Source organism: Allosediminivita pacifica, from assembly GCF_003054175.1.
GTDB lineage: Bacteria > Pseudomonadota > Alphaproteobacteria > Rhodobacterales > Rhodobacteraceae > Allosediminivita > Allosediminivita pacifica.
This window is the reverse complement of record NZ_QBKN01000001.1, coordinates 1-26,355: the sequence shown is the minus strand read 5'-3', so window position 1 is coordinate 26,355 and position 26,355 is coordinate 1. Positions and strand designations below refer to the sequence as shown.

The following is a 26,355-nucleotide window of genomic DNA, read 5'->3' as shown; positions in this document are numbered from 1 at the left end:
CGAGGAGACCGGCGATGGCCGATTCCACGGTTGCCGCACCGTCCCCCGAGACAGGTGAAAAAAGCGGGAAATTCTCGCTTGACGCCCCGCGGCCATCCCCTTAATCACCCCGCACGGTTTGGCGGAGTAGCTCAGGTGGTTAGAGCAGCGGAATCATAATCCGCGTGTCGGGGGTTCAAGTCCCTCCTCCGCTACCAAACCTTCCCCAGTGAAAATTAGATGATCCGAGGGCGATCTTTTGCTTTGTCGGATCAGGACGCTCCGTCGCGGTCGGGCGTCCGGCCGGGCCGGCCCTTCCCGGGCCTCTGCCTACTGTCCCACCCGTCGTGACATTCGGCTGTAGAGGATCAGTTCGGGGCGGTATTCGAAGTGCATCCCGTCGAAGTGGTGCCACTTGCCGCCCCAGATGAAGCCGCGCCGTTCCAGGCTTTCGACCAGTGCCCAGGGCAGGTTGTTGTCAAAGCCGCCGACCTCGCCCTCGTCGGCGCCGGTCCAGCGCCAGTAGCCGCCCAGCGCGGCATTCAGGTCGATCGCGATGCCATAGGAATGCGGGCTCAGTCGGTCGGTGCCCGCGATCCGCCGCCAGAGATAGCCGCCGCCGACCTCATCCAGCAGCGGCGCGATGGCGGGATCCGAGAGGTCGAGGTCGCCGAAGGCCGCGGCGAGCTGGCAGGCCACCCCGTGCCGCGCGGTCACCCGGAAGCGTGCGGGCCCGGCGGTGACGGTCACGAGCTGCGGCTCGACGGCGCCGGCCTCAGGCCCGTACAGCAGCTGGAAGAAGGCGTCGTTGCGGGCGCGTCCGGGATCAAAGAAGGGAATCAGCCGGTCATCGAGACTGCGCGAGAGCGGGTAGGTCACGGCGAACTGGTCGCCCACGGTGGCGGAGGCGATGATCTCGGGCGTGCTGCGCCCCGTGGGGCCGCGGGCGTTGATGGTGGCCGCGCCGTCGGAGATGGCGATCCCGGCACCGGGGGTCTCGGCCAGGCGCAGCTGCGGGTAGGCCATGGAGAGGGCGGTCGTCCAGGTTTGGCCGGGGGTGCCCGCCGGCAGCGGGGTGCCGAGGAAGTCGCGCGGGCCGCAGTCCTGGCCCGGGGCGGGCCCCGCGGCGAGGCCCATGGCGAGCAGCAGGATGGCGGATGGAAGACGCTTCGTAACTGGTTGAAACAATGGTCTGGTCGCTCGGGATGATCGGCACGCAATGGCCGGAACGTTGAAAATGAATTGTGCAAAGGATCGAAACGATTCCGCCTTTTTATCTCAGATGATGAATAAAAAGTCATCTTCTAGTTCCCTCCCCGTCCGGTGAGGGATCAGCCGGGGCGCAGGTCGGGGAGGTAGGTCCGCTCTTCGATGGGGTTGGCCTCGATCGCATCGCGGATCATGTCGAGCAGGATGGTTTCGGCGCGGTTCATGACGGAGCGCGGGTTCCAGACCAGGTGCACGTCGACGGGGGGCAGGTCCTCGTAGGGCGGCGTCTGCCAGAGCAGGCCGTCCTGGACGTCGCGCTGCGCGACGTGGACGGGCAACGGGCCGATGCCGAGGCCCGCGATGATCATGCGGCGCACTTCCTCGAGGTTGCTCGAGGTGCCGGTGATCCGCATGCCGAGCCGCGATTTCGCCCGCATGAGGGCCACGGGCTTGAGCACGTCCTCGAGCCGGTCGGTGTCGAAACTGACTGAGGGCAGCCCGTCGAGATCGGCGGGGGTGAGGTTTTCGCGGCCGAAGAGCGGATGCCAGGGGCCGCAGAAGAGGCCGAAGAACTCGCGGTAGAGGCGGCGGTATTCGAGACGGGGATTGCGGGCGCGGACGAGGCAGACGCCGAAGGAGGCGCGCTTGGCCGAGACCTCGGCGGGACCTGGCCGCTCGAGATCACGTCGATCGAGAGGGTCGCGCCGGGGGTCCGTGCGTGGAAATCCGCCAGGGCGCGATCAAAGAACGGGCAGACCACGTGCGAGGCCACCGCGATTTTCACGTGGCCCCGGACCTCGTCGGTCATCTCGCGCAGGAGCGTGGACAGCCGCAGGATGGAGCCGTTGATCTCGACCGCCTCGCGGTAGAGGAGCTGGCCCGCCTCGGTCAGCTCGTAGCGCCCGGGCTGGCGGTTGATGAGCTTCCGGCCGACCCGATCTTCCAGTCTTTTCAAGGCCGAAGAGACCGAGGGCTGCTTTAGCCGCAGCTTGGCCGAGGCCTCGGTGATCGACCTCGAATCCGCCAGCACGACGAAGGTGCGCAGGAGGTTCCAGTCGAGCTCCCGCGCCACGCGCTCGGGGTCGTAGGGATCTGAGGGTATAGCTGCCATCTATAACGACAATTCTCATTAACTATTTGATCAATGTCCAGCGGGTTCGAACGATCACCGCAACGCAAACACGAGGAATCGCCGATGTCGGTCGAAGCCCGCGAGGCCCGTCAGCCATGGATCCTGCTCTCTCCCGCCCTGACGGCGGTGACCCTGCTGTTGCTGGTGCCGCTGTGCTTCATCGTGATCTACAGCTTCTGGCTGCGCACGGCGACGGGCGCGGACCAGGCGGGTTTCTACCTCGACAACTGGGCGGAGGCGCTGAGCGACCGCTTCTACCGCGACATCCTGCTGAACACGCTGAAGATCGCCACGATCACCACGGCGATCTGCGCGCTGATGGGCTATCCTTCGGCCTATTTCATCGCGCGGTCGCGCGGGAACAAGGCGATGCTCCTGCTGCTGCTGATGCTGCCCTTCTGGATCAGCTACATCATCCGCACGATGAGCTGGATCAACATCCTGGGCGTGTCGGGCGCGCTGAACGGCGTGCTGACCTGGACCGGGATCGTCGATGAGCCGATCCAGATGCTCTACAACGAGGCGACGGTGATCCTGGGGCTGGTGCACTTCCTGCTGCCCTTCATGATCCTCAACATCTTCGTCAGCCTCGACGGCATCGACGTGACGCTCGAGGACGCCGCCAATTCGCTGGGCGCCACCAAATGGCAGGCCTTCCTGCAGGTGACCCTGCCGCTGTCGCTGCCGGGTCTCGCCGCTGGCGGGCTGCTCTGCTTCGTGCTGGGGGCGGGCACCTACATCACGCCGCTGGTGCTGGGCGGGCCGACCGACGCCATGTTCGCGAACCTCGTCTTCGAGGCCATCATCACGCAGCTCAACTGGCCGCTGGGATCAGCGCTGAGCCTGATGCTGCTGGCGGTGCTCGCCGTGCTGGTGGGCATCTACAATCGCTATCTCGGCATGGCGCAACTGATGAAGGGGCTGGGCTGATGGGCTGGTTTTTCATCCGCGGCTACGCGATCCTCGTCTACCTCTTCATGTTCCTGCCGGTGGCGGTCGTGGTTCTGCTGAGCTTCAACGCCTCGCAGTTCGGCTCCTTCCCGATGACGGGCTTTTCCTTCCGCTGGTTCGTGGAGCTTGCCCAGAACGACGCAATCCTGCGGGCCTTCCGGACCTCGGTGGTGCTGGGGCTTCTGACGGCGGTGATCTCGACCACGCTTGGGGTGCTCGCGAGCCTTGCGCTGGTACGCTACCGGGTGCCGGGCGCCAACGTGGTCTCGACCCTGTTGATCGCGCCGATCCTCGTGCCCGAGGTGGTGCTCGCGGTGGCGCTGCTGCTGTTCCTGAACGTGCTGGGTATCAACAAGAGCTTTGCGCTGCTGCTGTTCGGGCACGTGATCTTCACCCTGCCCTTCGTGATCCTCGTGGTGCAGGCGCGGCTGGTGTCGATTCGCCGTGACGTGGAGGAGGCCGCCATGAGCCTCGGCGCCTCGCCGATGCAGACCTTCTTCCAGATCACCCTGCCGCTGATGCTGCCGGCGGTGCTCGCGGGCGGGCTTTTCGCCTTCACCATCAGCTTCGACGACATCACCGGCACGCTGTTCTGGAAGCCCGGCGGGGTCGAAACGGTGCCGACGCAGATCTTTGCCATGCTGCGCAATTCCATCAGCCCCGAGATCAATGCGCTCGGGACGGTGATGATCGTGATGACCGTGGGCCTGCCCCTGCTGGGCGCGGCGCTGGCCCGACAACTTTCAAGAAAAGGCGGCTGAGATCGCCACACGCAACCCGACAAGGAGTGAGAAGATGAAGAAGATGGACAACACCACCCGCTATGAACGCCTGCGCGAGCGTTACATGAACGGCGACCTCGACCGGCGGACGTTCCTGGGACTGCTGGGCGCGGCGGGTGCCGCCTACGGGGTCGTGACGCCCTACCGGGCCTTCGCGCAGGACGTGAGCCAGGTACGCTTCGACGGCTGGGGCGGCGTCGTGTCCGAGGCCTTCCGGCAGTATGCCTTCGATCCCTATACCGCCGAGACCGGCATCGAGGTGGTCGACGGCACCTTCGGCGGCGGCGACGAGTACCTGTCGCGCGTGAAGGCGAGCCAGACGGGCGAGTACAACATCGCGCATCTTTCGGGGGTCTTCGACTACGCCCGCTACGACAACCTCGGGCTTTCGAGCGAGCTGAACGAGGACAACATCCCCAACCTGCAGTACGTGATCCCCAAGCTGGTGGACGTGTTCCGCAAGGTGTCGGGCGGCACCCTGTCCTGCGTGCCCTATGATTACGGGACCACGGGTCTGGCCTACAACCGCGCGCATATCTCGGACGAGGAGATGCAGGAGAAGGGCGCGAAGATCCTGATCGACGAGGCCTACAAGGGCAAGATCGCGGGCTGGTCCGACTGGCGCACGCGGATCTGGTTCGCCTCGCTGCAGACCGGGCAGGATCCCAACGCCGCCGAGGACATGGACGCGGTCTGGGATGCCATCCGCGCGCACCGCGACCTGTCGCTGAAGTACTGGACCTCGGGCGCCGAACTGATGTCGCTGCTGGCCGAGGAAGAGATCTACGTGACCGAGGGCTGGTCTGGCCGGATATATGCGCTGCAGGAGCAGGGTCACGATATCGGCTACTACGATCCGCCCAACGGCTACGGCTGGCAGGAGTGCCTGTTCGTGCTGAAGGGATCGCCCATGGAGGCGGCCGAGGAGCTGCTGAATTTCATGCTGGCGCCCGAGACCTCAATCGCGGTGGCGGAGGGCCAGAACTATCCGCCCGCGCTCGACCCCAACAAGGTGGAACTCGGCGAGAAGATCCCGACGCTGCCGGCCTTCGATCCCACGGGCACGCTCGACGGGCTGACCTTTGCCGACCCCGAGTACTGGAACAGCCACGAGGCGGACTGGTCCAAGACCTTCGGCCGCGTCCAGAAGGGCTACTGAACCAGGCTTCGGGCGGGGGCGCGTCCCCTGCCCGGCCGTGCATTCAACTCCTCCGTCTCCGGGACATGCTCATGAGCTCCGTCACCCTGCGCAACGTCGTGAAGCGCTTTCACAAGTTCACGGCGGTGCATGAAACCAACCTCGAGATCCCGGAAGGCGCCTTCGTGACGCTGCTGGGGCCCTCGGGCTGCGGCAAGACCACGAACCTGCGGATGATCGCCGGGCTGCTCGACCCCACCGAGGGCGAGATCCTGATCGGCGGCAGGCGCGTGAACGATGTGCCGATCCACAAGCGCAACCTCGGGATCGTGTTCCAGAACTACGCGCTGTTCCCGCACAAGACGGTGGCCGAGAACGTGGCCTTCGGGCTGCGCTACCGGGACGTGCCGAAGGCCGACGTCGCGGCGCGGGTGCAGGCGGCGCTGGATCTGGTGCAGCTGCCTGATGTGGGCGAACGCTATCCCAAGGCGCTGTCGGGCGGTCAGCAGCAGCGCATCGCGCTGGCGCGGGCCATCGTCATCGAGCCGGACGTGCTGCTGCTCGACGAGCCGCTTTCGGCGCTCGATGCCAACCTGCGCGAGGACATGCGCGTGGAGCTGAAGCGCATCCAGGACAAGATCGGGGTCACGACGGTCTTTGTCACCCACGACCAGTCGGAGGCGCTGGCCATGTCGGACCGGATCGTGGTGATGAGCGCCGGGCGGATCGAGCAGACCGGGTCGCCCGAGGAGGTCTACAACAACCCCGCTTCGGAGTTCGTGGCCCAGTTCCTCGGTGCCTCCAACATGCTGGAGGCCCGCTGCACCGGGACCGACGCCGGTGGTGCGACGCTCGAGGCCGAGCCTTTCGGGCAGGTGGCCGTGCCGGCGGAGAAGGCGCAGCGGCTCGGCGGGCCCGGTGCGGCGCAGCTGGTGCTGCGCGCCGAGAAGCTGCTGGTGATGCCCGCGGCCGAGATGCCCGAGGGCATGATCACCGCGCCCGCCCGGATCGAGACGGTGGACTACCAGGGCCAGACGGTGCGCTATTTCCTGCGGCTCGGAGAGCGGCAGTTGCAGGCGATCAACATGATTGACGAACGCCCCTTCGAGCAGGGCGCCGAGGTGCGCGTCGGGTTCCGTCCCAAGGACGCCTCGGCCCTTCCCATGGAGACCGCATGAGCCATCTTTTCTACCAGGGGCGGGGCCGCAAGCCGGTGCTCGACCAGGCGCGCGGGGTCTACATGTGGGACACCGACGGGCGGCGCTATCTCGACGGGTCCTCGGGGGCCATGGTCTGCAACATCGGGCATTCCAACCCCGCGGTGCTGGCCGCCATGCGCGAGCAGATGGAGCGCGCCACCTTCGGCTACCGGCTGCATTTCGAGACCGAGGCGAGCGAGCGGCTGGCCGCCAAGACGGTGGCGAAGATGCCCGAGGGGCTGAACCGGGTCTTCTTCGTCTCGGGCGGGTCGGAGGCCATCGAGAGCGCCATGAAGCTTGCCCGCCAGCACGCGGTCGCAACGGGACGGGCCGGCCGCTGGAAGGTGATCTCGCGCAGCCCCTCGTACCACGGCTGCACGCTGGGGGCGCTGGCGGTGACGGGGTTCCGATCGCTGACCGAACCCTTTGCGCCCATGATGCGCGAGATGCCCAAGGTGCCCGCGCCGCGCGCCTATCTCGACGGGCTCGACCCGGAGGATCCGGCCACGGGGCGGCACTACGCGGACATGCTCGAGGCGCAGATCCTGCGCGAAGGGCCAGAGAGCGTGCTGGCCTTCGTGCTGGAGCCGGTGGGCGGCGCCTCGACCGGGGCACTGGTGCCCCCGGAGGGCTACATGGCGCGGGTGCGGGAGATCTGCGACCGGCACGGCGTGCTGCTCATCATGGACGAGGTCATGACCGGCGCGGGCCGGACCGGGGCTTTCCTCGGATGCGAGCACTGGGACACGCAGCCCGACATCGTGGTCATGTCGAAGGGCTTCGCGGCAGGCTACGCGCCGCTCGGGGGCATCGTGGCGCCGGACTGGCTGGTAGAGCCGGTGCTGGACCAGGGCGGCTTTGCGCACGGATTCACATACGCCGGCAATCCGCTCGCCTGCGCCGCGGGCGCGGCGGTGCTGGACCAGATCGAGCAGCAGGGGATGGTCGCCAATGCGGCCCGGATGGGCGAGCTGCTGCTTGCCCGGTTGAGGGAGCTTGCCGCGCGGTACGAAATCATCGGCGACGTGCGCGGCAAGGGCCTGCTGACCGCCTTCGAGTTCATGTCGGATCCGGTAAAGAAGACCCCCCTGCCCCGCGAGTTCCGCGCCTTCGAGCGTTTCGTGCAGATCGCCTACGACAACGGACTGATCGTCTATTCCCGGCGCACGCGCGACGGCGTCGAGGGAGACCATATCCTTGTCTGTCCGCCACTGATCGCGACCGAGGCGCATCTCGACGAGATCACCGAGGGGCTGGATGTATCGCTCCGGGCATTCACGGCCGAACTGCCCGAGCAGGGGGCCCTTGTCTGAATGTCCAAGATCCTGATCACCTGCGCCCTCACGGGCTCCATCCACACGCCCTCCATGTCGCCGCACCTGCCGATCACGCCCGACGAAATCGTCGAACAGGGGCTTGCCGCCGCCGAGGCCGGCGCGGCCATCCTGCACCTGCACGCGCGCGATCCACAAACCGGACGGCCCTCGGCCGATCCGGCGCATTTCGATGCTTTCCTGCCCCGGCTGAAGCACGACACCGAAGCCGTGCTGAACCTGACGACCGGCGGCAGCGCCACGATGACGCTCGACCAACGGCTCGCCGCGCCGATGAAGGCCGAGCCGGAGATGTGTTCGCTCAACATGGGGTCGATGAACTTTGCGCTCTATCCCATGGCCGCACGCATTTCCGAATGGCAGCACGACTGGGAGGAACCCTTTCTCGAAGGGTCGGACGACCTGATCTTCAAGAACACGCCGCGCGACATTGCCCATGTCCTGACCGAGCTGGGCGCAAAGCGCGGCGCGCGGTTCGAGTTCGAGTGCTACGACGTCGGCCACCTCTACATGCTGCGGCACTTCGTGGACCGGGGACTCGTGCAGGGGCCTGTGTTCCTGCAGTTCGTCTTCGGTGTGCTGGGCGGCATCGGGCCGGACCCGGAGAACCTGCAGCACATGAAGCGCATCGCCGACAAGCTCTTCGGCGATGACTACAGTTTCTCGGTGCTGGCGGCGGGGCGGCACCAGATGCCGCTGGCGACCATGGCGGCAGCGATGGGCGGCCACGTGCGGGTGGGGCTGGAAGACAGCCTGACCATCGCGCGGGGGCGGCTGGCACAGTCCAACGCCGAGCAGGTGGCCAAGATCCGCCGTATCGTCGAGGAGCTGGGACGTGACCCTGCCACACCCGAGGAGGCGCGGAGGATGCTGGGGCTCAAGGGCGGGGACAGGACGGCGATATGAGCGTGACCTTCCGCAAGGCCGAGGCGGCGGATGTGCCCCGCCTGCACGCGGCGCTGGCGCAGCTTTCGGCGGATCTCGGCGACACGCACCGCACCGACGAGGACGCCCTGCACGCGGCGGGCTTCGGCGCCCGCCCCGTCTTCCGCGCGGTGCTTGCCGAGGAAGGATGGGAGGTCGTGGGCATTGCGCTTTTCTCTCCCTGCCTCTCGACCTCGCGCGGGCAGGTCATCGCCTATGTCTCGGACCTCTGGGTGGCGCACGGATTGCGCGGGCAGCGACTGGGGCCGCGCCTGCTGTCGGCGGTGGCGGAGGATGCGGCGGAGGCCTGGGGGGCCACGGCCCTGAAGCTCAACGTCTATCACCACAGTGCCGGGGCGCGGCGGTTCTACGCGCGGGTGGGGTTCACCCCGGCCGAGGACCACACCGAGATGCATCTTGGCCCCGATGCCATCGCCAGGCTTGGAGACACGGAATGAAAGCCTTTCTCGACGACCGCCAGCGGGCACACGATCCCAAGCACTTCATGGCGAACGGCGCGCAGCAGCCCAACCCCGAGGTGCCACGCCGGGTGGAGATCCTGGCCGAGGGCGCGCGGGCGGCCGGCTGCCATTTCGAGACGCCCGCCGATGCCGGGCTCGGGCCGATCGCCGCCGTGCACACGGCGGAATACATCACCTTCCTGCGCAACATCTACACCCGCTGGCGTCGGATCGAGGGCGCGGGCGAGGAGGTCATCCCCAACATCCATCCCGCGAACCGGACGGACGGCTACCCCAAGTCCGCCGTGGGCCAGGCCGGCTGGCACCAGGCGGACACCGCCTGCCCGATCGCGGAACATACCTACGAGGCCGCGTACTGGTCGGCGCAGAGCGCCGTGGCCGGGGCGGATCACCTGATCGGCGGCGGCCGGATGGCCTATGCGCTGTCGCGCCCGCCGGGGCATCACGCCTTCGAGGCACTGGCGGGCGGCTTCTGCTTCTTCAACAACTCGGGCATCGCGGCCGAGAGGCTGCGCGCGGCGGGGCTGCGCCCGGCCATCGTGGACGTGGACGTGCACCACGGCAACGGTACGCAGGGGATGTTCTACGGGCGGGGCGACGTGCTGACCGTATCGATCCACGCCGATCCCGCGCGGTTCTACCCCTTCTTCTGGGGTCATGCGCAGGAGCGGGGCGAGGGGGCGGGGCTCGGGGCGAACCTGAACCTGCCGCTGGCGCGCGGGACGGACGACGCGGGCTACATGGCGGCGCTGGGGACCGCGCTGGAGCGCTGCGACAGCTTCGGCGCGGATGTGATCGTGGTGGCGCTGGGGCTCGATGCCTCGATCGACGATCCCTTCCAGGGGCTCGCGGTGACGCAGGAGGGCTTCACACGGATCGGCGCCGCCCTTGCCGCGACCGGGCGAGGGCTGCTTTTCGTGCAGGAGGGCGGCTACGTGAGCGACACGCTGGGAGCGAACCTGACCTGCGCGTTGAAGGGCGCCATGGGCGGCTGAGGGCCTCTGTCAGGGGATGCGCAGGCGGTCGCGGAGGCCGGCGGTGGCGATCACGGTGCGGACGCCGAGACGGTGGAAACGGTGGAGCGGGATGGGGCGCAGCGGCTCGAGCGGCCAGTCTGCCTCGGCCTCCGCATCGCCAGCGAGGCGTCGGCCGAGGATACGGCCCATCATCGTGGCCATGGCGAGACCGCGCCCGTTGAAGCCGCCCGCGGTGAAGAGCCCCGGTGCCGGTTCGGCGAGGTGCGGCAGGTGGTCGGTCGTCACGGCCACGCGTCCACCCCAGCCGTACTGCCAAGCCAGGCCGCCGAGTTGCGGAAAGAGCTGGAGGGCCTCGGCCTCGAGGCGCCGGAAGGCGCGGGAAAGCCCCACCCCGCCGTAGGCGCCGGCCCCGCCGATGACGAAACGGCCCTCGGCATCGCGGCGGAAATAGAGGAGCTGGCGCCGGGTGTCCGAGACCACCTGCCGTTGGGGCAGGATGTCGGGCGTGAGGTCGCGGGGCAGCCGGTCCGTGGCGATCTGGATCGAGACGACCGGGACCACGTTGCGCTGCAGCTCGGGCAGCAGCGGTCCGGAGTAGCCATTGGTACAGAGCGCGACCCGTTGCGCCGAGACACGGCCCGAGGGCGTCTCGATGCGCCATTGGCCCTCGTGTCCGACGCGGCGCGCGGGCGTGTGCGAATACAGGCGGACGCCGGCGGACGCCGCGGCACCCGCAAGACCGCGGGCATAGGACAGCGGCTGGACGCCACCGCCGCGCCGATCCCAGAGCGCGCCCGCGTAGTATCCCCCGCCCAGCATCTCGCGCGTCTCGGGGCCGGAAAGGTCACGGACATCGGCGCCGAGGGCCCGCCATTGGGCGCCACGGTCGCGGGCTGCGGTCAGCCCGTCTGACATCGCGGCGCTGATCCAGCCCGCTCGCATGGCGCCGCAGGAAATGCCATGGCGCTCGATCAGGTCGAAGACGAGATCCGGCGCGGCCCCGGCGCACTCGATCATGCGGGTGCCCTGCGGGCCGAAGCGGGCCTCGACCTCGCGCGGGTTTTCCTTGAGACCGGGCAGGACCTGCCCGCCGTTGCGTCCCGAAGCACCCCAGCCAAGGGACTCGGCCTCGATCAGCACGACATCCAGCCCGGCCTCCGCCGCGTGCAGGGCGGTGGACAGGCCGGCGAAGCCGCCGCCGACGATGCAGAGATCGGCCTCGACCTCGCCCGACAGGGCGGGCGCTTCGGGGCCCGGGGCGGCTTTGGTTGTCCAGAGCGAAGCGGCGAGGGCCGGCTGCTCGTTCTCGATCATCGCGGATTCTCCGGTTCCGTGGCGTCCTTCCGGCCCGTTTCCGGACCAGTCCGCCGCGCTGGCGAAAACCTACGCAGGACTAGGGCAAAGAAAAGGCGCGCACCGAGGCCGCGGCCGATGCCGCCGCGTGAACCGCCTGGCAGCGGTCATTACATAGGCAGACCAAGGCGCGTCCCGTCAGATCCCGGCAGGTTCTTCGCGGGGCGGAAGCATCACGGGCGGATAGTCCGGCGGCGCGAGGGACCGGGAGGCACCGGCCATCACCATGGCATAGAGCGCCTCGTAGCGGCGGATCATGGTGTCGATCGAGTAGGCGTTCTTTGCCCGCCTGCGTGGGACGTGGCGCTGCATCACAGCGGCCTCCTTCAGCGCGAGAGCCAGGGCGTGCGGATCGGGCGGTACGGTGCAGCCGCCCTCGCCGATGACCTCGGCAGTGGCACCACGGTCGGTGGCGGCCACCGGCAGACCGCAGGCCATGGCCTCGACCGCGGCAAGCCCGAAGGGCTCGTCCCAGAGCGGCGTGAAGAGAAGCACCGCGGCCTTGCCGTATTCCCGGGCGAGATCGGCGGGCGAAAGATGGCCGCCGTAACGGATGTCATCCCCTAGCAGCGGCGCCACCTCGGCATCGAAGTAGGCGCCATCCTCGATCGTGCCGAAGATCGTGAGCGGCATTCCCGCGATGCGTGCTGCTTGCGCGGCAAGATGGGCGCCCTTGTTTGGCATGATCCGCCCTGCCCAGATGGCCCCGGCCCCGCCTTGGTACACGAAGGGCCAAAGCGAAAGGTCGATGCCGTTGGGCACCACGTGGGCACCTTCGCGCGACTTTCCGGGCCACCAACCGGCCATGTGGCTGTGCGAGCAGAAGGTGACGCGGCTCCAGGGCCCCAGGGAGTCGGTGGTCGCGCGGTGCAGAGCGGGAAATGGCGGCACATGCATCGAGCTGACCATGGGCACGCGATCGCGTCGCGCCATTCGGGGCGGGTAGCGATGCAGGCTGTTGTTGTGGATCACGTCGAAGCCGCCCTCACGCAGCGCGGGCAGGATATCCGCGAAGGCCTTGTCGAGATGCGCGTTGAGCGCATCGGTGCCGTGGTGGTCCTTCCAAGGAAAGGCGCGGTCGTAGTGTTCGGGCAGCACGGGATGCAGTGGCACGCCCGCGTCGCTGTCGCCCGAGGCGAAGAGCGTCACGTCGTGGCCGCGCGCCTGCAGGCCGCGCGCGAGATGGTAGGCATGCGCCTCCATCCCGCCCATGAACGGGGGGGCCACGGGATGACGCACGTGGGCAAGGACTGCGATGCGCATGGGGCTATTCCGCCGCCACCCGGGCCATGTCCCCTTGTTGTCGGTCGACCTCGGCCACCCGCTCGGGCCCGACCTTTTCGCTTTGCTGGAGCTTGTCGAGCACGCGGCGCGTGTTGGCGTAAGGCATGTCGGCGGTCTGGCGACAGAGGGCGAAATCCGCCTCGGTCGGATCGCGCAGGACATGCAGCTCGCCGCCCCGCTGCTCGATCAGCCCCATGACCCGCATTGCGTGCAGCCAGTGGCCCATGGTGCGTTCGCCCCAGCGCGAGGCAAAGTGGTCGGCGTTGCGAATGATCGAGGCGACGTGGTGGACGGGCGGCATGCAGTGGTCATGGAACTGGTGGTAGACACGGGCCCCCTTCATCCACCAGATGCCGATGTCGCGGGCCTCCAGCACCCGGCCGAAGTCGGTATCCTCGCCGCCGTAGCCGTAGTAGCCCTCGTCGAAACCGCCCGAGGCGGCCCAGTCTTCACGGTGGATGGCGAAGTTCAGCGACCAGAAGCAGCGGTAATCCTCGCAGCGGCGCAGACCTTCCTCGGGCGGGGCCTGGCGGTCGGAATGGCGGGCGCCCACGCGATCGAAGAGGGCGTAGTCGATGCCGTGGTCGGTCGTGCCCTGCGGCAGGTAGACGACCTCGCCCATCACGAGGCCGCCGCCCGGGGTCACTGCGCGCGCCACGTCGGCGATGAAGTCCGGATGCGGGATGCAGTCGACGTCGACGAAGGCGAGCACCTCGCCCCAGGCCATGCTGGCGACGGCGTTGCGGGCGGCGGCGAGTGGAAGCTCGCCGTCGGGCCGCGTGACGAGCACTTGGCGGACGGGGAAGCTGGTTTCAGGGAGGTCGTCATAGCAGGTTTCCTGCATGACGCCGATGACGAGTTCTGCCGGGCGGCTGGTCTGCGCCTCGAAGCCGAGGATGACGTTGTGCAGGTGTGCCTCGCGGCCGGCGGCAATGGTCAGGGCGGAAACCTCAGGCATCTTGGGGGTCCTTCCGGGTCTTGAGTGTCGCGGGGGCGGACCGCCAGAGCGTGTCCGCAAGAGTTTCGAGCCAACGCGCGGCGGTGGCGGCGGCGCGGGGGCCGCCGGCGAGGGCCTGCTGGCGTGTTGGATCGTGGAGTGTCCGCGCGCGGGACACGGCCTCGTGCCAGCGGTGGGCCGAGGCGGGCAGCGCGTTCAGGACGACCGCGGCCCCGGCGCGGTCGAGCGCGCGGGCCTTCTCGGCCTGTTCGTCGAAGTAGCGCCACTCTGGCACGACGATCCACGGTGTGCCGGCGGCAAGAACCTGCGCGCAGGTTGTGTTGCCAGCCGAGGAGACGATGAGGTCGGCGGCAGCGATGTAGTCGCCGGCGTTGTCGACCCAGCCGCGATGGTCCAGGTTCGCGGGCGGCGTGGCGTGCCAGTCGCGTTCGACGTCGCCGATGGTGATCCACTGCATGTCGGGAAAGCTGCGCGCCGCAACGCCGAGCGGAGCCTCATGCGTGCCGCTGCCGCCCCCGCCCGAGACGACGAGCGCGATGCGCGCCGCCGGATCGAGGCCGAGCCGCGCCCGTGCCACACCGCGACAGGGCAGCGCGGTGGCGACGCCGAGTCCCGGGGCATGGTGGATCCGCGGTGCGAAAGCCCCCCAGTCGGGCTGGGCGAGATCGCGGTGGAACGGCGCCAGCAGGCCGGCGGCGCCGTCATAGGCGGCGCGGTGGCCGGGATCGGTACGGTCGCCGTGCTGCAGCACCTTCACGTGGGGCACCGAGCAGATGCGCGAGAGCTGCGCGATCTCGGCGCTGACGTCGCAGATCATGAGCTCGGGGTCTTCCTCGGCGAAGAACCGCGTGATCGTGGCAGTCGCCTCGCGGATCGAGGGCCAGCCCAGCGGCGCACAGTGCAGCGTGTCGGGCGTGGGTACGCCGGCCATGCCCGTGGGTTCGTCGCCCGTCGGCTCGAAGAGCGAGGGGATGCGGGTGATCTGCACGCCTGGACGCAGGGGCGGGAAGATGTCGGTGCGCGCGCAAAAGATGCGCACGGGGCGCCCTTCGGGCAGAGCGTTGACCAGCGCCGCGCAGCGTTCGGCGTGGCCGCGGCCCTGATGATGGACGAAGTAGCCGAAGGGGCGGGGATCGGGGGCGAGGTCGCGCATCACTCGGCCGCCATGGCCATGGGGTGGGCGATGTCGAAGTGGCGCAACCCGTCGAGAACGCCAGCCGCATGGGCGCGCGGCGCACGGTAGACGTCGCGCAGGTGGCCGAGCTCGGCCCGGGCGTTGGCGGGCAGGATCGCGTTGGGGAAGGCCGTCAGCATGTCCTCATCGTTGGCGCTGTCGCCGGCCACTATAACCGCGCTGTCGGCAAGGCCGCGGCGGCGGGCCTCGAAGCGAACGGCGGCGGCCTTGCCCGCGGCGGCGGGCAGGATGTCGATGAAGCGGCCGTGCGAGGCGATGACCCGGACCTTAAGCCCGGCGGCGCGCAGCGCGTCGCGGAGGCGTCTGCCTTCGGCGGCGTTGCCGAAGAGGCTGAGCTTCCACCGGCGCTGGTCGCAAGCGGGCTGGAAGACGGCCGAGGCCTGCTCGAGGCAGGCGCGGACCCGGTCCCGCTGCCAGTCGACGTTCAGCTGGCGCGCATAATCGGCGCAGAGCGTGTAGCGGCCCGGCGCGCGGCGTCGCCAGATCTCGGACCCGACCGAGGTGATCAGCACCTCGGGCTCGGGGATGGCCCATTCGGCCAGCACGCGGCGCGCCTCGGAGACGGAACGGCCCGTCGCGGTGACGAAGCCGCACAGCAGCCCGGCGTGCAGGAGGTCCGCGAACTGACGCGCTGCCATGGCGTCACCGGTGAGCGTGTCGTCGATATCGCAGGCAAGCAGGTGGGGGCAGGACCTGCCCCCCGCCGCGGGCGAAAGGACATCCGCAAGCACGCCCTGAACCCGGCCGGCCCAGCGGTCCCAGTCGAAAAGACGCGCGGCACGTACCTGTGCCTCGGCGGTCCGGCCCGCGATCTCGGGGCTGTCGAGCAGCGCGCGGAGCGCCTCGGCGATGCCCTGCGGATCCTCGGGCTCGACCAGCGCGCCCGTGCCCAGCGCTGAGACGATGTCGCGCGGGCCGCCGTTGCGGGTGGCGACGATGGGAACGCCGGCACGTGCGGCCTCGATCAGGGTCAGGCCGAAGGGTTCATGAAATGCAGGATTGCAGAAGACACCGCCGTGCGCCGCAAGGGCGTAGAGATCGGGCACGTCCTTCGTATCATGGCGCCGCGGCAGGGCCACGCGGCCCCAGAGATCGTGCCGGTCGATGGCATCGAAGAGCTCGGCGATCACTGCGTCCTGTTCGGGCCCTCCGCCCGTCAGCCCGGCCCGCTGCCCCGCCGCGATCACCAGGTTGGCGCGCTCCTGCAGGGCGGGTGCACGGGCATAGGCATCGACCAGCGCCCGGAGGTTCTTTTTCCGGATGGGGCGCGCGATGGCGAGGATCACCGGCTTGCCCGGGTCGCGCAGGAAGGGGGCGATGAACTCGCGGCCGCGCGCGGCATCGCCCGGCCCCTGATCGGCCACGCCCGGGTTGATGCGGTGGGTCCGTCCGGCCGCACCGCTGTCGTATCCGGCGAGCTGGCGCTCGGCCTCGTCCCGCGAGGACGCGATGATCGCATGCGCGCCGCGTATGGCCTGGCGTTCGCGGGCGATGCGGCGGTCGAGTGCCTTTCTGGGTTCGGCACCGGGGCCGAGTTTCTCGGCGCCAAGCGAGTGCGCCGAGTAGATCCAGGGGATGCCGAAATGCCGCTCGGCCGCCATTGCAAGCTCGGCCGCATCGGCGAAGTGGGCGTGGATGACATCCGGGCGCGGGCCCGTCGCAAGCATCTCGAGAAAGGCTTCGACCAGAGCTGGCAGTTCGGCCTCCAGCGCGTCTTTCGCGAGGTAGCCGCCCTGCCCGGTCCGCAACCGCCGGATGCGGCATCCGGGGGACACCTGCTGCTCGGCCAGCGAGAAGGCCGCGCCGAGTTCGGGCGCATCGAAGCTGCGGGTGACGATGGTGACGTCTTCCACATCGCTGCGGCGCGCCTGCGCCGCCGCGGCACCGAGCACGTAGGCGATGTGTCCGCCCGTGTCTTCGGTCAGCCCGTATGGGACCGGCGGTGCCGTCAGGCAGCCGCCAAGCGCGATGTGAATGATCCTCATTCCACCCTCGAGATGTTGCTGATATGTCGGGCGACGTATCGCCAGTTCCCGCACAACCCTCCCCCCTCCCCCCGGGTTCCGTGCCTTGGCCGGACGGGTTGTCGGATTACAATTCCCTGCCGAAAGGGGGCCTCATGCTGCCACATCGCTACGTCTTCGTCGGCGGATTGCACCGCTCGGGAACGTCTCTTGTCGCGCGCCTGATCGCCGAGCTTGACGGGGTTGCGGGCATCACTGATGCGCCCGTCCCCGAGAACGAGGGCGTCTACCTGCAGGGCGCGATCCCGCATACCGCGCGGCATGGGCGGCCGATGCATTTCGCCACCGACCCGGCGCAGCATCACGTCGAGGGCGGCTCCCACGACCGGCTGGAGGTGCGGCAGCGGATCGAGGCGGACTGGGCGCCCTTTTTCGGGCAGGGGCACTGGCGGGTGGAGAAATCGCCGGTGAACCTGACGCGGATGCGGCTTTACCAACAGCTTTTTCCGCTGAGCCAGTTCGTCGTCGTCGTGCGGCACCCCGAGGCGGTGGCAGCGGCCGTGGCCAAGTGGGTCGACATGCCGCCCGCCGAGATGATCGACCATTGGCTCGACGCCCACGAAACGGTGACGCGCGACCTGCCTTACCTGCATTCGGTCATGGTGCTGCGCTACGAGGACCTCGTGTCCGCGCCCGGGCGGACGCTGGGACGGCTTGCGACCTTCCTCGATCTGGGCGGCGCGCGGGCCCTGCCCGGGGACGAGCCTCTTCGCGACGGCAACCTGCGCTATTCCGGGGCGCCCGGGATGACGCCGGAACAGGCGGCGCGCGCCGAACGCTGGGGCTATGGCCCGGGAATGGCGGCGGGGCCGACCGATCTGCCGCTGCAGCATGCGCTGACCCGGATCGTGCAGGAGGTGCGCGGAATCGTCTGAGGCGTCGCCGCGAAGCCCGGGCAATTCCCGATCCTGCGAGACGCGACGCCACGTGACGGGAACCCCGGCCCGCGCCGCGAGAGTTGTTCTGGTATCCGCAGCAAGGGAGGGCGCGCGGTATGACCAGCTTCCGGCAGAAATACCTCACGAAACCGATCCATCGCTGGGCGCGGGACGCCCTGCCACGGCTATCCAAGACCGAATCCGAGGCGCTTTCGGCTGGGGAGGTCTGGTGGGAGGCCGAGCTTTTCTCGGGCAACCCTGACTGGAGCAAGCTGTCCGAGGTGGCGGCGCCGAAGCTGACGCCTGACGAGCAGGCCTTTATCGACGGGCCCTGCGTCGCGCTTTGCGAGATGCTCGACGACTGGGCCATCAACCACGAGTCCGCCGACCTGCCGCCCGAGGTCTGGAAGTTCATGGGCGACAAGGGCTTTTTCGGGATGATCATCCCGAAGGAACACGGGGGCCTCGGGTTTTCCGCGTTCGGCCATTCCGAGGTGGTGCGCTACATCTCCACCCGCTCGGTCGCGGCGGCGGTGACCGTCATGGTGCCCAACTCGCTCGGGCCCGGGGAATTGCTGCTGCAGTTCGGCACGAAGGACCAGCAGGAACACTGGCTGCCCCGCCTCGCCGACGGGCGCGAGCTGCCGGCCTTCGGGCTGACCAGCGCCGAGGCTGGTTCGGATGCCTCGGCCATGGTGGACGAGGGCGTCATCTGCCACGGCACCTGGAACGGTGAAGAGGTACTTGGCATCCGGCTGAACTGGGCCAAGCGCTACATCACGCTTGCGCCCGTGTGCACGGTTCTGGGGCTGGCCTTCAAGCTGCGCGATCCCGACGGGCTTGTGGGCGATGAGGCCGACATCGGCATCACTTGCGCACTGGTGCCCACCGACCTGCCCGGTGTCGTGACCGGGCGGCGGCATATTCCGTCCTCGACGATGTTCCAGAACGGCCCGACAGAGGGGCACGATGTCTTCATCCCGCTCGACAACATCATCGGCGGCGCCGAGCGGGCCGGACAGGGCTGGATGATGCTGATGAGCGCGCTGGCAGCCGGGCGGGGCATCTCGCTGCCCTCGCTTTCGGCGGCGGCCATGTCGCTTTGCGCGCACAGCTCGGGTGCCTATGCCCGGGTGCGCGAACAGTTCGGCCTGCCCATCGGCAAGTTCGAGGGCATCCAGGCGCCGCTGGGGGCGCTAGCGGCAGGGGCCTACGAGCTTGACGCCGCGCGGCGACTGACCTGCGCGGGGCTCGACGAGGGCCGGTCGCTGGCGGTGATATCAGCGATCATGAAGCTGCACGGCACCAACCGGATGCGCGAGGGGCTGAACCACGCGATGGACATCCATTCCGGCAAGACGGTGATCGACGGTCCGAAGAACTACCTGATGCCGCTCTACAAGGCGATGCCGATCGGGATCACGGTGGAGGGCGCCAATATCGTCACCCGCAACCTGATCGTCTTCGGCCAGGGGTCGATCCGGGCTCATCCGCACCTTCTGGACGAGATGCAGGCGCTTGAGGAAGAGGACGAGGAAAAGTCCATCGAGGCCTTCGACCGCCATTTCTGGGCCCACGTGGGCCATTCGACGAAGACCTTTTTCCGGGCGCTTGGCCGGGGCTGGACCGGCGGGCTTTTCGCGCCCGCGCCCGACGCGGGCGGGGCCACCTGGATCTACCGGCAGGTGGCGCGGTGGTCAGCGGCCTACGCGCTGACGGCGGATTTCGCCTTTCTCACCATGGGCGGCGGGCTGAAGCGCAAGGAGATGATCTCGGCCAGGATGGGCGACATCCTGTCGGATCTCTACATCCTCACGGCTGCGCTGAAGCGCTGGCAGGACGACGGACGGCCCTCGGCCGACCTGCCGCTTCTGGAGTATTCCGCGCATTCGGCGCTGGCGCGCATCCACCGCTCGATGGACGAGGTGCTGGCCAACCTGCCCGCCCGCTGGGCGGCTTGGCTGCTACGCGCGGTGACGCGCACCGGGCGCGCGGCGCGCGGGCCCGATGACAAGATCACGCAGGCCTGCGCGGAACTCCTGCTCAATCCCTCGAAGACACGTGACAGGATCGTCGGTCGGCTTCATTCCAGCGGACGGCGCGACGATCTTGGCGCGCTCGAGGATGCCTTTGCCCGCGTGATCGAGGCCGAGCCCATCCGCAAGCGCCTCCGCGAGGGCAAGCAGACGCCGGAACAGGGGCTGGCCGACGGGCGCATCACGGAGGCCGAGAAGGCCCAGCTCGACGCCATGCAGAAGGCCGTCGCGAAGGTGATCGCGGTGGACGATTTCACACCCGAGGCGCTGGGGCGGCACTTCCCGGCCTATGCGCATGACCACAAATCCAGACCGGAGGCCGCGGAATGACAGGACGACCCGTCTACATCGTGGATGGCGCAAGAACGCCGTTCCTCAAGGCCCGCGGGGGGCCGGGACCCTTCACGCCGGTCGACCTGGCCGTGCAGTGCGGGCGCCCTCTGCTGGCCCGCCAGCCGATCCCGCGCGAGGCCATCGACCTTGTTGTGCTGGGCTGCGTGAACGTCATCGCCGACGAGATGAACCCGGCCCGCGTCGCCGCGCTGCGGCTCGGCCTGCCGGAACAGACGGTGGCCTTCACCATGCAGATCAACTGCGGATCGGGCATGCAGAGCATCGACACCGCCTACCGCTACATCCGCGATGGATCGCACGAGATGATCCTGGCCGGCGGCGCCGAGGCACTGAGCCATTCGCCGCTGGTGCTGCGCGAGAAGGCCGTCGAATGGTACGCGGGCATGGCACAGGCCAAGGGGCCGGTGGACACCGCGCGCCGAATGGGCGGACTGCGGCCCGACTTCTTCAAGCCCGTGATCGGTTTGGAGCGCGGGCTGACCGATCCGATCACCGAGCTCAACATGGGCCAGACCGCCGAGGTGCTGGCCCACCGGTTCGGCATCTCGCGAGAAGACGCCGACGCCTATGCCGTCGAAAGCCATCACCGGCTGGCCCGCGCGCAGGAGGCGGGACTGCTCGACGGCGAGGTGGAGCCTGCCTTCGATACCGACGGCGGGGTGCACGAACGGGACGATGGCGTGCGCCCGAACAGCGACATGGCCTCACTCGCCAAGCTGAAGCCGGTTTTCGAGAAGCCTCATGGCAAGGTGACGGCGGGCAATGCCTCGCAGATCACGGACGGGGCGTCTTGGACGCTGCTCGCCTCGGAAACGGCGGTCGAGGCGCACGGGCTTACCCCCATCGCGCGGATCGCCGACAGCGACTGGGCGGCGCTCGACCCGTCGATCATGGGGCTGGGGCCTGTGCTGTCGGCGACGCCCCTCGCGCAGCGTCACGGCTTCGGACCCGATGACATCGACGTGTGGGAAATCAACGAAGCCTTCGCCGCGCAGGTGCTGTCCTGCCTCGCCGCCTGGGAGGACGATGCCTTCTGCCGCGAGGTTCTGGGCTACGAAAGCGCCTTCGGGCGGATCGAGCGCGACAGGCTCAACGTCGATGGTGGCGCGATCTCGCTGGGCCACCCTGTGGGCACCAGCGGCAACCGCATCGTGCTGCATCTTGCCAACGCATTGAAACAGCGCGGCGCCCGCCGCGGCATCGCCACCGAGTGCATCGGCGGCGGCCTGGGCGGCGCCATGCTGCTGGAGGCCGCATGACGGGACCGGTTCTGACATTCCTGGGCGAAACGAAGCTCGAGCTCGGGCCCACCGAGGGGCTTGCCCCCAAGGACAACTGGCGCAGCGCGACAGATGCCGACGGCGTGGCCTGGCTGGTGCTGGACGTGGCCGACAGCAGCACCAACACGATCTCGGCCGAGGTGATCCGCGAGCTTGAAGCGCATGTGGCGCGGCTTGAGATGGCGACGCCGAAGGCTGTGGTGATCCGCTCGGCCAAGCTCAAGGGCTTTGCCGCCGGGGCCGACATCTCGGGCTTTGCGGACATGGCCGACGATGGCGCCGCTGATCTGCTGAAGCAGGGGCACGATGTGCTCGACCGGCTGGCCGCCCTGCCCTGCCCCACAATCGCGGTGGTGCACGGTGCGGCGCTTGGTGCCGGGTTCGAGCTGGCGCTTGCCTGCGACGCGCGGATCCTCGTCGATGGCGGCTCTTTCGGCTTTCCCGAAGTGCAGCTTGGCCTGCACCCGGGGCTTGGCGGCACCTTCCGCCTGCCCGCGCTGATCGACCCGCTCGAGGCGATGACGCTCATGCTTGCCGGCAAGACCGCGCACACCGGCAAGGCCAGGAAGCTCGGCATCGCCGACGAGGTGACCGAGGAGCGGCACGTGGCGGCTGCGGTGCGGGCCTTGGCGTCGAAGGGCGCCCCCAAGCGCGACACGGGGCTGAAAGCACGGGCGCTGTCGTTCCAGTCGGCGCGCGGGTTCGCGGCCAAGCGCATGCGCGCAGAGACCGCGAAACAGGCGCCGCAGGAGCACTACCCCGCCCCCTATGCGCTGATAGACATGTGGGAAGAGCACGGCGACGATCCCAAGGCCATGCAGGCCGCCGAGATCGAGAGCTTTGCGCGTCTTCTGGAGACCGACACCGCCCGCAATCTGATGCGCGTCTTCTTCCTGCGGCAGGGCCTCAAGGCGGACGGGCCCGGCACAAGCGGCATCGACCACGTGCATGTCATCGGCGCGGGCGCAATGGGCGCCGACATTGCCGCGTGGGCGGCGCTGAAGGGCAGGACCGTGACGCTGGGCGACGTGGAGACCGCCCCGCTGGGTGCCGCGATCAAGCGGGCGCGCAAGACCTGCAAGGGCGCGCATCTGTCCGACGCCGAAACCCGCGATGCGCTCGACCGGCTGATGCCCGATCCGAAGGGATACGGCGTGGCGAAGGCCGACCTCGTGATCGAGGCGGGGCCGGAGGATGCGGCGCTCAAGGCGAAGATCTACGCAGACATCGCAGAGCGCCTGAAACCCGGCGCGATCCTTGCCAGCAACACCTCGAGCCTCCGGCTTGCCAAGCTGGCCGACAAGGTGCCCGAGGCCGCGCGCTTTGCCGGGCTGCATTTCTTCAATCCGGTCGCGAAGATGCAGCTTGTCGAAGTGGTCTCGCACAGTGGCACGGACCCGAAGATCGCGGACCGGCTTGCCGCCTTCTGCACCGAAATCAGCCGCCTGCCTGCCCGCGTGACCGACCATCCCGGCTTTCTCGTGAACCGCGCCCTGACGCCCTACCTGATGGAGGCCATGACGCTGATCGACGAAGGCGTGGCGAAGGAAGAGATCGACCGCGCCGCGCTGCGCTTCGGTATGCCCATGGGTCCGGTGACGCTGGCCGACCAGGTTGGGCTCGACATCTGCCTGCACGTGGCCGAAAGCCTTCGGTCCGATCTCGACAAGCCCATGGCCGAGATCCCGGGCTGGCTGCGCGACAAGGTGGACCGCGGCGAGACCGGCAAGAAGGCGGGCCAGGGCTTCTACGACTGGTCGGACGGTGCGCCCGACCCCGGGACGGGCGAAGGGGAGGACAGTGCCCTGACTGACCGGCTGATCCTGCCCATGCTGGACGCCTGCGTCGAGTGCCTGCGGCTTGGCGTGGCGCGCGACGCGGATCAGGTGGATGGCGCGATGATCTTCGGCACCGGCTTTGCCCCCTTCCGCGGCGGCCCGATGCACTACGCCCGCAGCCGTGGCGTCGAAGAGGTCCGCGGCACGCTGGAAGGGCTGGCAGAGCGGCACGGACCGCGCTTTGCGCCCGATGCCGGGTGGTCGACACTTGCCTGAGGCCCCGACCCGTTTCACCGATGCCGAGGCCATGGCGCGCGAGATCGTCGCGCGCCTCGGCAAGGACCTGCGGATCGGCCTGCCCCTGGGGCTCGGCAAACCGGTCACGCTGCTGAACGCGCTGACCCGCCTTGCGGTCGAGAACCCGGAGCTGCGGCTCACCATCTTCACCGCCCTGACGCTGGAACGCCCTGCGCCCTCGGGCGACATGCAGAAGCGCTTTCTCGACCCAGCGCTCGACCGGCTGTTCGGGGCCTATCCGCAGATCGACTACGCCGCCATGCTGCGCGCGGGCACCCTGCCCGCCAATATCGAGGTGCGGGAGTTCTTCTTCCTTGCCGGGCGCTGGCTTGGGGTCGCCCCCGCGCAGCAGGATTACATCTCGGTCAACTACAGCCACGCCCGCGATGTCTTGCTGGCGCATGAGCCGAACCTGATCCTTCAACTTGTCGCAGAGGACGAAGACCGGCTCAGCATGTCCTGCAACCCCGACATCACCGCCGATCTCATGGCGATGCGCCGCGACGGACGGCTGACCGCGCTCTTCGCCGGCGAGCTGAACCCCGAGCTGCCCTTCATGGAGGGCGAGGCCGCCTTTCCGGGGCACGAGGCGGACATGCTGCTCGATCCGCCCGAGCCCTTCGAGCTGTTCTCGGCGGTCAAGCGGCCGGTGGACGACGCCGCCCACGCCATCGGGCTGCATGTCTCGCGACTGGTGCCCGACGGTGGCACGCTGCAGATCGGCATCGGCGCCATCGGCGATGCCGTGGCCCAGGCCCTGCTGCTGCGCGACCGGGGCGAGGTGGCGGAGATCCACGCGGCGAGCCCCTTCCCCGGCGGCGGCTTCGCCGAGGACGCGCCCTTCGAGACCGGGCTTTACGGGGTCACCGAGATGCTGGTCGATGGGCTGCTGCAGCTTTTCGAGTCCGGCGTGATCCGGCGCGACGCGGAAGGTGCGGCGATCCACGCGGGCTTCTTCGTCGAAAGCCGCGATTTCTACGCCCGGCTGCGCAAGATGCCCCCTGAGAAGCGCGCGAAGATCGCCATGGCCCCGGTGAGCTACACCAACACCCTGCTCGGGGGCGAGGCGGACCGAAGGGCGGCCCGGCAGGGCGCCCGCTTCATCAATTCGGCGATGAAGGTCACGCTGCTGGGCGCGGTGAACTCCGACACCCGCGCCGAAGGCCAGGTCGTCAGCGGCGTCGGCGGGCAGCACGACTTTGTCACGCAGGCCCATGCGCTCGAAGACGGGCGGTCGATCATCACGCTTCCCGCCACGCGGCGGGGCTCCGGTGGCCTCGAGAGCAACATCGTCTGGGACAACCTCCCCGAAACCGTGCCGCGCCACTTGCGCGACGTGGTCGTGACCGAATACGGCATCGCCGACCTGCGCGGCCGCAGCGATGCCGAGGTCGTGGCAGCGCTGCTGAACGTGGCCGACAGCCGGTTTCAGGGCAAGCTTCTGGAAAAGGCGAAGGCGGCCTGGAAGATCCCCTCTGGGCACGAGATCCCGGAGGCGCACCGCACAAACCTGCCCGGGACGCTCGGGCGCTGGCTCCGGCCCTTTCGCAGTACATGGCTGCCCGACTTCCCCTTCGGCACGGATTTCGACGCAACCGAGCGCCGTCTGCTGCCGGCGCTGGAGCTATTGGCGCGGTCGCAAGGCTCGCGCAGGCAGCTTCTCACCCTCGCCGCCCGGGGCCTACGGCAGCGCAGTGCCTACGGAGACGAACTCGACCGCATGGGATTGGCGCACCCGACCTCACTCCGCGACCACCTGACCGCCGCAGCTCTCGCAGGCGCGCTCGCCCAGACGACGCACTCGGGCGATGCCAATTGAACTGTGAAGGATGATGGCGGAGACGAAGTCCGCCATATTGGCGACGCGCGACGATGCGCTCAAGTCGATCTGCATCTTGGAAAAACAATCATTTAATACATAGCGAGTTTCTATGGCTCTCGGATTTTGATGCAACGTGTTGCACTGGGGAGTAGTCAGCTGCATTGTCTATGGCGGGTAAGTAGGAGGGTTTGAATGCCACGTGCCGCCAAAGAGCTATCTGCGCTGGAAGTGAAGCGCTTGAAGTATCCCGGCAAGGGTAGGAAGGCGACATTTGCGGTTGGCGGTGTGTCGGGCCTCCTGTTGCAGATCACGGCAAACGGCGGAAGGAGTTGGCTGCTCAGGATCCAGGTGGGGGAGAAGCGCCGGGAAATCGGACTAGGCGGCTATCCTGAAGTGACGCTTGCAGCTGCACGCGAGCGTGCCCGCGAGGTAAAAGACCAAGTTCGACGTGGCGTCGATCCGGTTGAAGACCGGAAAGCCGCAAGGGCGGGGCTCGTGGCCGCCCAGCGCCGCGGTGTGAGCTTCGCGGAGGCGGTAGACAGTTACCTTGGCGCGAAGTTGGACGCATTCAAGAATGAGAAACACCAACAGCAATGGCGCAGCACGCTCAACTCGTATGCGATACCTGAACTCGGAAAGATGTTGGTTCAGGATATCACTGTCCAAGATGTGCTTCGGGTGCTGGAGCCGATTTGGCAGACAAAGACAGAGACGGCTTCACGCCTGCGGGGACGCATCGAAGCCGTTTTGTCTTGGGCGACCGTCGCAGGACATCGAACGGGTGAAAACCCAGCGCGCTGGGCGGGCAACCTAAAGGAGCTTCTGCCAGCGCCGATCAAGGTAGCAAAGAGTGGCAACCATCCCGCATTGCAGATCAGCGACGTGCATCGCTGGCTAGGCCGTGTTGACAAAAGGGTTTCACGCCGACCGGAAGGCGTGATTCAAGCTGGTATCTGCGATGGAGACCAGCTTGGCACGAGACCTGATGT

20 protein-coding genes, 1 tRNA gene and 1 pseudogene are annotated in these 26,355 nt (G+C 68.4%); 15 read left to right on the top strand and 7 right to left on the bottom strand.

Annotation, left to right across the window (positions count from 1 at the left end):
* The first annotated feature begins 120 nt into the window (after positions 1 to 120).
* Positions 121 to 197: transfer RNA gene (locus tag C8N44_RS00110), tRNA-Met, on the top strand.
* Between the two features lie 112 nt (positions 198 to 309).
* Here C8N44_RS00110 and C8N44_RS00105 read toward each other — a convergent pair.
* Positions 310 to 1,167 carry a M15 family metallopeptidase gene (locus tag C8N44_RS00105; protein WP_146178784.1) on the bottom strand — a complete coding sequence of 286 codons (858 nt, stop codon included), beginning with the start codon at positions 1,165 to 1,167 and terminating at the stop codon, positions 310 to 312.
* A 143-nt stretch (positions 1,168 to 1,310) separates the two neighbouring features.
* Positions 1,311 to 2,299, bottom strand: a pseudogene (locus C8N44_RS00100) (LysR family transcriptional regulator).
* Between the two features lie 84 nt (positions 2,300 to 2,383).
* Between C8N44_RS00100 and C8N44_RS00095 the strand changes: the two are divergent.
* The 8 genes from C8N44_RS00095 (at position 2,384) to C8N44_RS00060 (ending at position 10,125) form a co-directional block, all read left to right on the top strand.
* Positions 2,384 to 3,250: an ABC transporter permease gene (locus C8N44_RS00095; protein ID WP_107974125.1), complete on the top strand. Its 867-nt coding sequence runs from the start codon at positions 2,384 to 2,386 to the stop codon at positions 3,248 to 3,250.
* On the top strand, positions 3,250 to 4,032 hold the full coding sequence (locus C8N44_RS00090) for an ABC transporter permease (RefSeq protein WP_107974124.1): 783 nt from the start codon (positions 3,250 to 3,252) through the stop codon (positions 4,030 to 4,032). Before C8N44_RS00095 ends, C8N44_RS00090 begins: the two co-directional genes overlap by 1 nt.
* Before the next feature lie 43 nt (positions 4,033 to 4,075).
* Positions 4,076 to 5,212 carry an extracellular solute-binding protein gene (locus C8N44_RS00085; protein WP_107974417.1) on the top strand — a complete coding sequence of 379 codons (1,137 nt, stop codon included), beginning with the start codon at positions 4,076 to 4,078 and terminating at the stop codon, positions 5,210 to 5,212.
* A gap of 71 nt (positions 5,213 to 5,283) precedes the next feature.
* On the top strand, positions 5,284 to 6,369 hold the full coding sequence (locus C8N44_RS00080; RefSeq protein WP_107974123.1) for an ABC transporter ATP-binding protein: 1,086 nt from the start codon (positions 5,284 to 5,286) through the stop codon (positions 6,367 to 6,369).
* Positions 6,366 to 7,703 (top strand): aminotransferase family protein, encoded by a 1,338-nt coding sequence (locus C8N44_RS00075; protein WP_107974122.1) that lies wholly within the window; start codon positions 6,366 to 6,368, stop codon positions 7,701 to 7,703. The genes C8N44_RS00080 and C8N44_RS00075 overlap by 4 nt, the downstream gene beginning before the upstream one ends.
* Positions 7,704 to 8,630, top strand: coding sequence for a 3,5-dioxohexanoate:acetyl-CoA acetone transferase (gene kce, locus C8N44_RS00070; RefSeq protein WP_107974121.1), 927 nt, complete (start codon positions 7,704 to 7,706; stop codon positions 8,628 to 8,630). It abuts the gene before it with no gap.
* Entirely contained in the window at positions 8,627 to 9,106 is a 480-nt protein-coding gene (locus C8N44_RS00065) for a GNAT family N-acetyltransferase (RefSeq protein ID WP_107974120.1), read from the top strand. Before kce ends, C8N44_RS00065 begins: the two co-directional genes overlap by 4 nt.
* Positions 9,103 to 10,125, top strand: a complete 1,023-nt coding sequence (locus tag C8N44_RS00060) for a histone deacetylase family protein (RefSeq protein WP_107974119.1) — start codon at positions 9,103 to 9,105, stop codon at positions 10,123 to 10,125. Before C8N44_RS00065 ends, C8N44_RS00060 begins: the two co-directional genes overlap by 4 nt.
* A 9-nt stretch (positions 10,126 to 10,134) precedes the next feature.
* Here C8N44_RS00060 and C8N44_RS00055 read toward each other — a convergent pair whose 3' ends face one another.
* From C8N44_RS00055 to C8N44_RS00035, 5 genes are all read right to left on the bottom strand, one after another.
* A complete protein-coding gene (locus C8N44_RS00055; protein WP_107974118.1) occupies positions 10,135 to 11,421 on the bottom strand; it encodes an NAD(P)/FAD-dependent oxidoreductase in 1,287 nt (428 codons plus the stop codon).
* Positions 11,422 to 11,598: 177 nt separating this feature from the next.
* Positions 11,599 to 12,723 carry a glycosyltransferase gene (locus C8N44_RS00050; protein ID WP_107974117.1) on the bottom strand — a complete coding sequence of 375 codons (1,125 nt, stop codon included), beginning with the start codon at positions 12,721 to 12,723 and terminating at the stop codon, positions 11,599 to 11,601.
* A 4-nt stretch (positions 12,724 to 12,727) separates the two neighbouring features.
* Positions 12,728 to 13,702, bottom strand: coding sequence for a glycosyltransferase family 2 protein (locus tag C8N44_RS00045; protein WP_107974116.1), 975 nt, complete (start codon positions 13,700 to 13,702; stop codon positions 12,728 to 12,730).
* Complete coding sequence (locus tag C8N44_RS00040; protein WP_107974115.1) at positions 13,695 to 14,855, bottom strand: glycosyltransferase; 1,161 nt, start codon at positions 14,853 to 14,855, stop codon at positions 13,695 to 13,697. Before C8N44_RS00040 ends, C8N44_RS00045 begins: the two co-directional genes overlap by 8 nt.
* Positions 14,855 to 16,882, bottom strand: coding sequence for an HAD-IIB family hydrolase (locus C8N44_RS00035; RefSeq protein WP_188758615.1), 2,028 nt, complete (start codon positions 16,880 to 16,882; stop codon positions 14,855 to 14,857). The genes C8N44_RS00040 and C8N44_RS00035 overlap by 1 nt, the downstream gene beginning before the upstream one ends.
* Before the next feature lie 134 nt (positions 16,883 to 17,016).
* Between C8N44_RS00035 and C8N44_RS00030 the strand changes: the two genes are divergently transcribed.
* The 6 genes from C8N44_RS00030 to C8N44_RS00005 all read left to right on the top strand — a co-directional run.
* On the top strand, positions 17,017 to 17,796 hold the full coding sequence (locus C8N44_RS00030) for a sulfotransferase (protein WP_107974114.1): 780 nt from the start codon (positions 17,017 to 17,019) through the stop codon (positions 17,794 to 17,796).
* 119 nt (positions 17,797 to 17,915) lie between these two features.
* Positions 17,916 to 20,165, top strand: a complete 2,250-nt coding sequence (locus tag C8N44_RS00025; protein ID WP_107974113.1) for an acyl-CoA dehydrogenase — start codon at positions 17,916 to 17,918, stop codon at positions 20,163 to 20,165.
* The gene (locus C8N44_RS00020; RefSeq protein WP_107974112.1) at positions 20,162 to 21,448 is read left to right on the top strand and encodes an acetyl-CoA C-acetyltransferase; all 1,287 of its coding nucleotides are present in this window, start codon (positions 20,162 to 20,164) and stop codon (positions 21,446 to 21,448) included. Before C8N44_RS00025 ends, C8N44_RS00020 begins: the two co-directional genes overlap by 4 nt.
* Positions 21,445 to 23,523 (top strand): 3-hydroxyacyl-CoA dehydrogenase NAD-binding domain-containing protein, encoded by a 2,079-nt coding sequence (locus C8N44_RS00015; RefSeq protein WP_107974111.1) that lies wholly within the window; start codon positions 21,445 to 21,447, stop codon positions 23,521 to 23,523. Before C8N44_RS00020 ends, C8N44_RS00015 begins: the two co-directional genes overlap by 4 nt.
* Positions 23,516 to 25,363: an acetyl-CoA hydrolase/transferase C-terminal domain-containing protein gene (locus tag C8N44_RS00010; RefSeq protein WP_244640943.1), complete on the top strand. Its 1,848-nt coding sequence runs from the start codon at positions 23,516 to 23,518 to the stop codon at positions 25,361 to 25,363. Before C8N44_RS00015 ends, C8N44_RS00010 begins: the two co-directional genes overlap by 8 nt.
* A 195-nt stretch (positions 25,364 to 25,558) precedes the next feature.
* Positions 25,559 to 26,355 (top strand): tyrosine-type recombinase/integrase (locus C8N44_RS00005; RefSeq protein WP_146178783.1); only part of this gene is annotated, 797 nt, incomplete at its 3' end.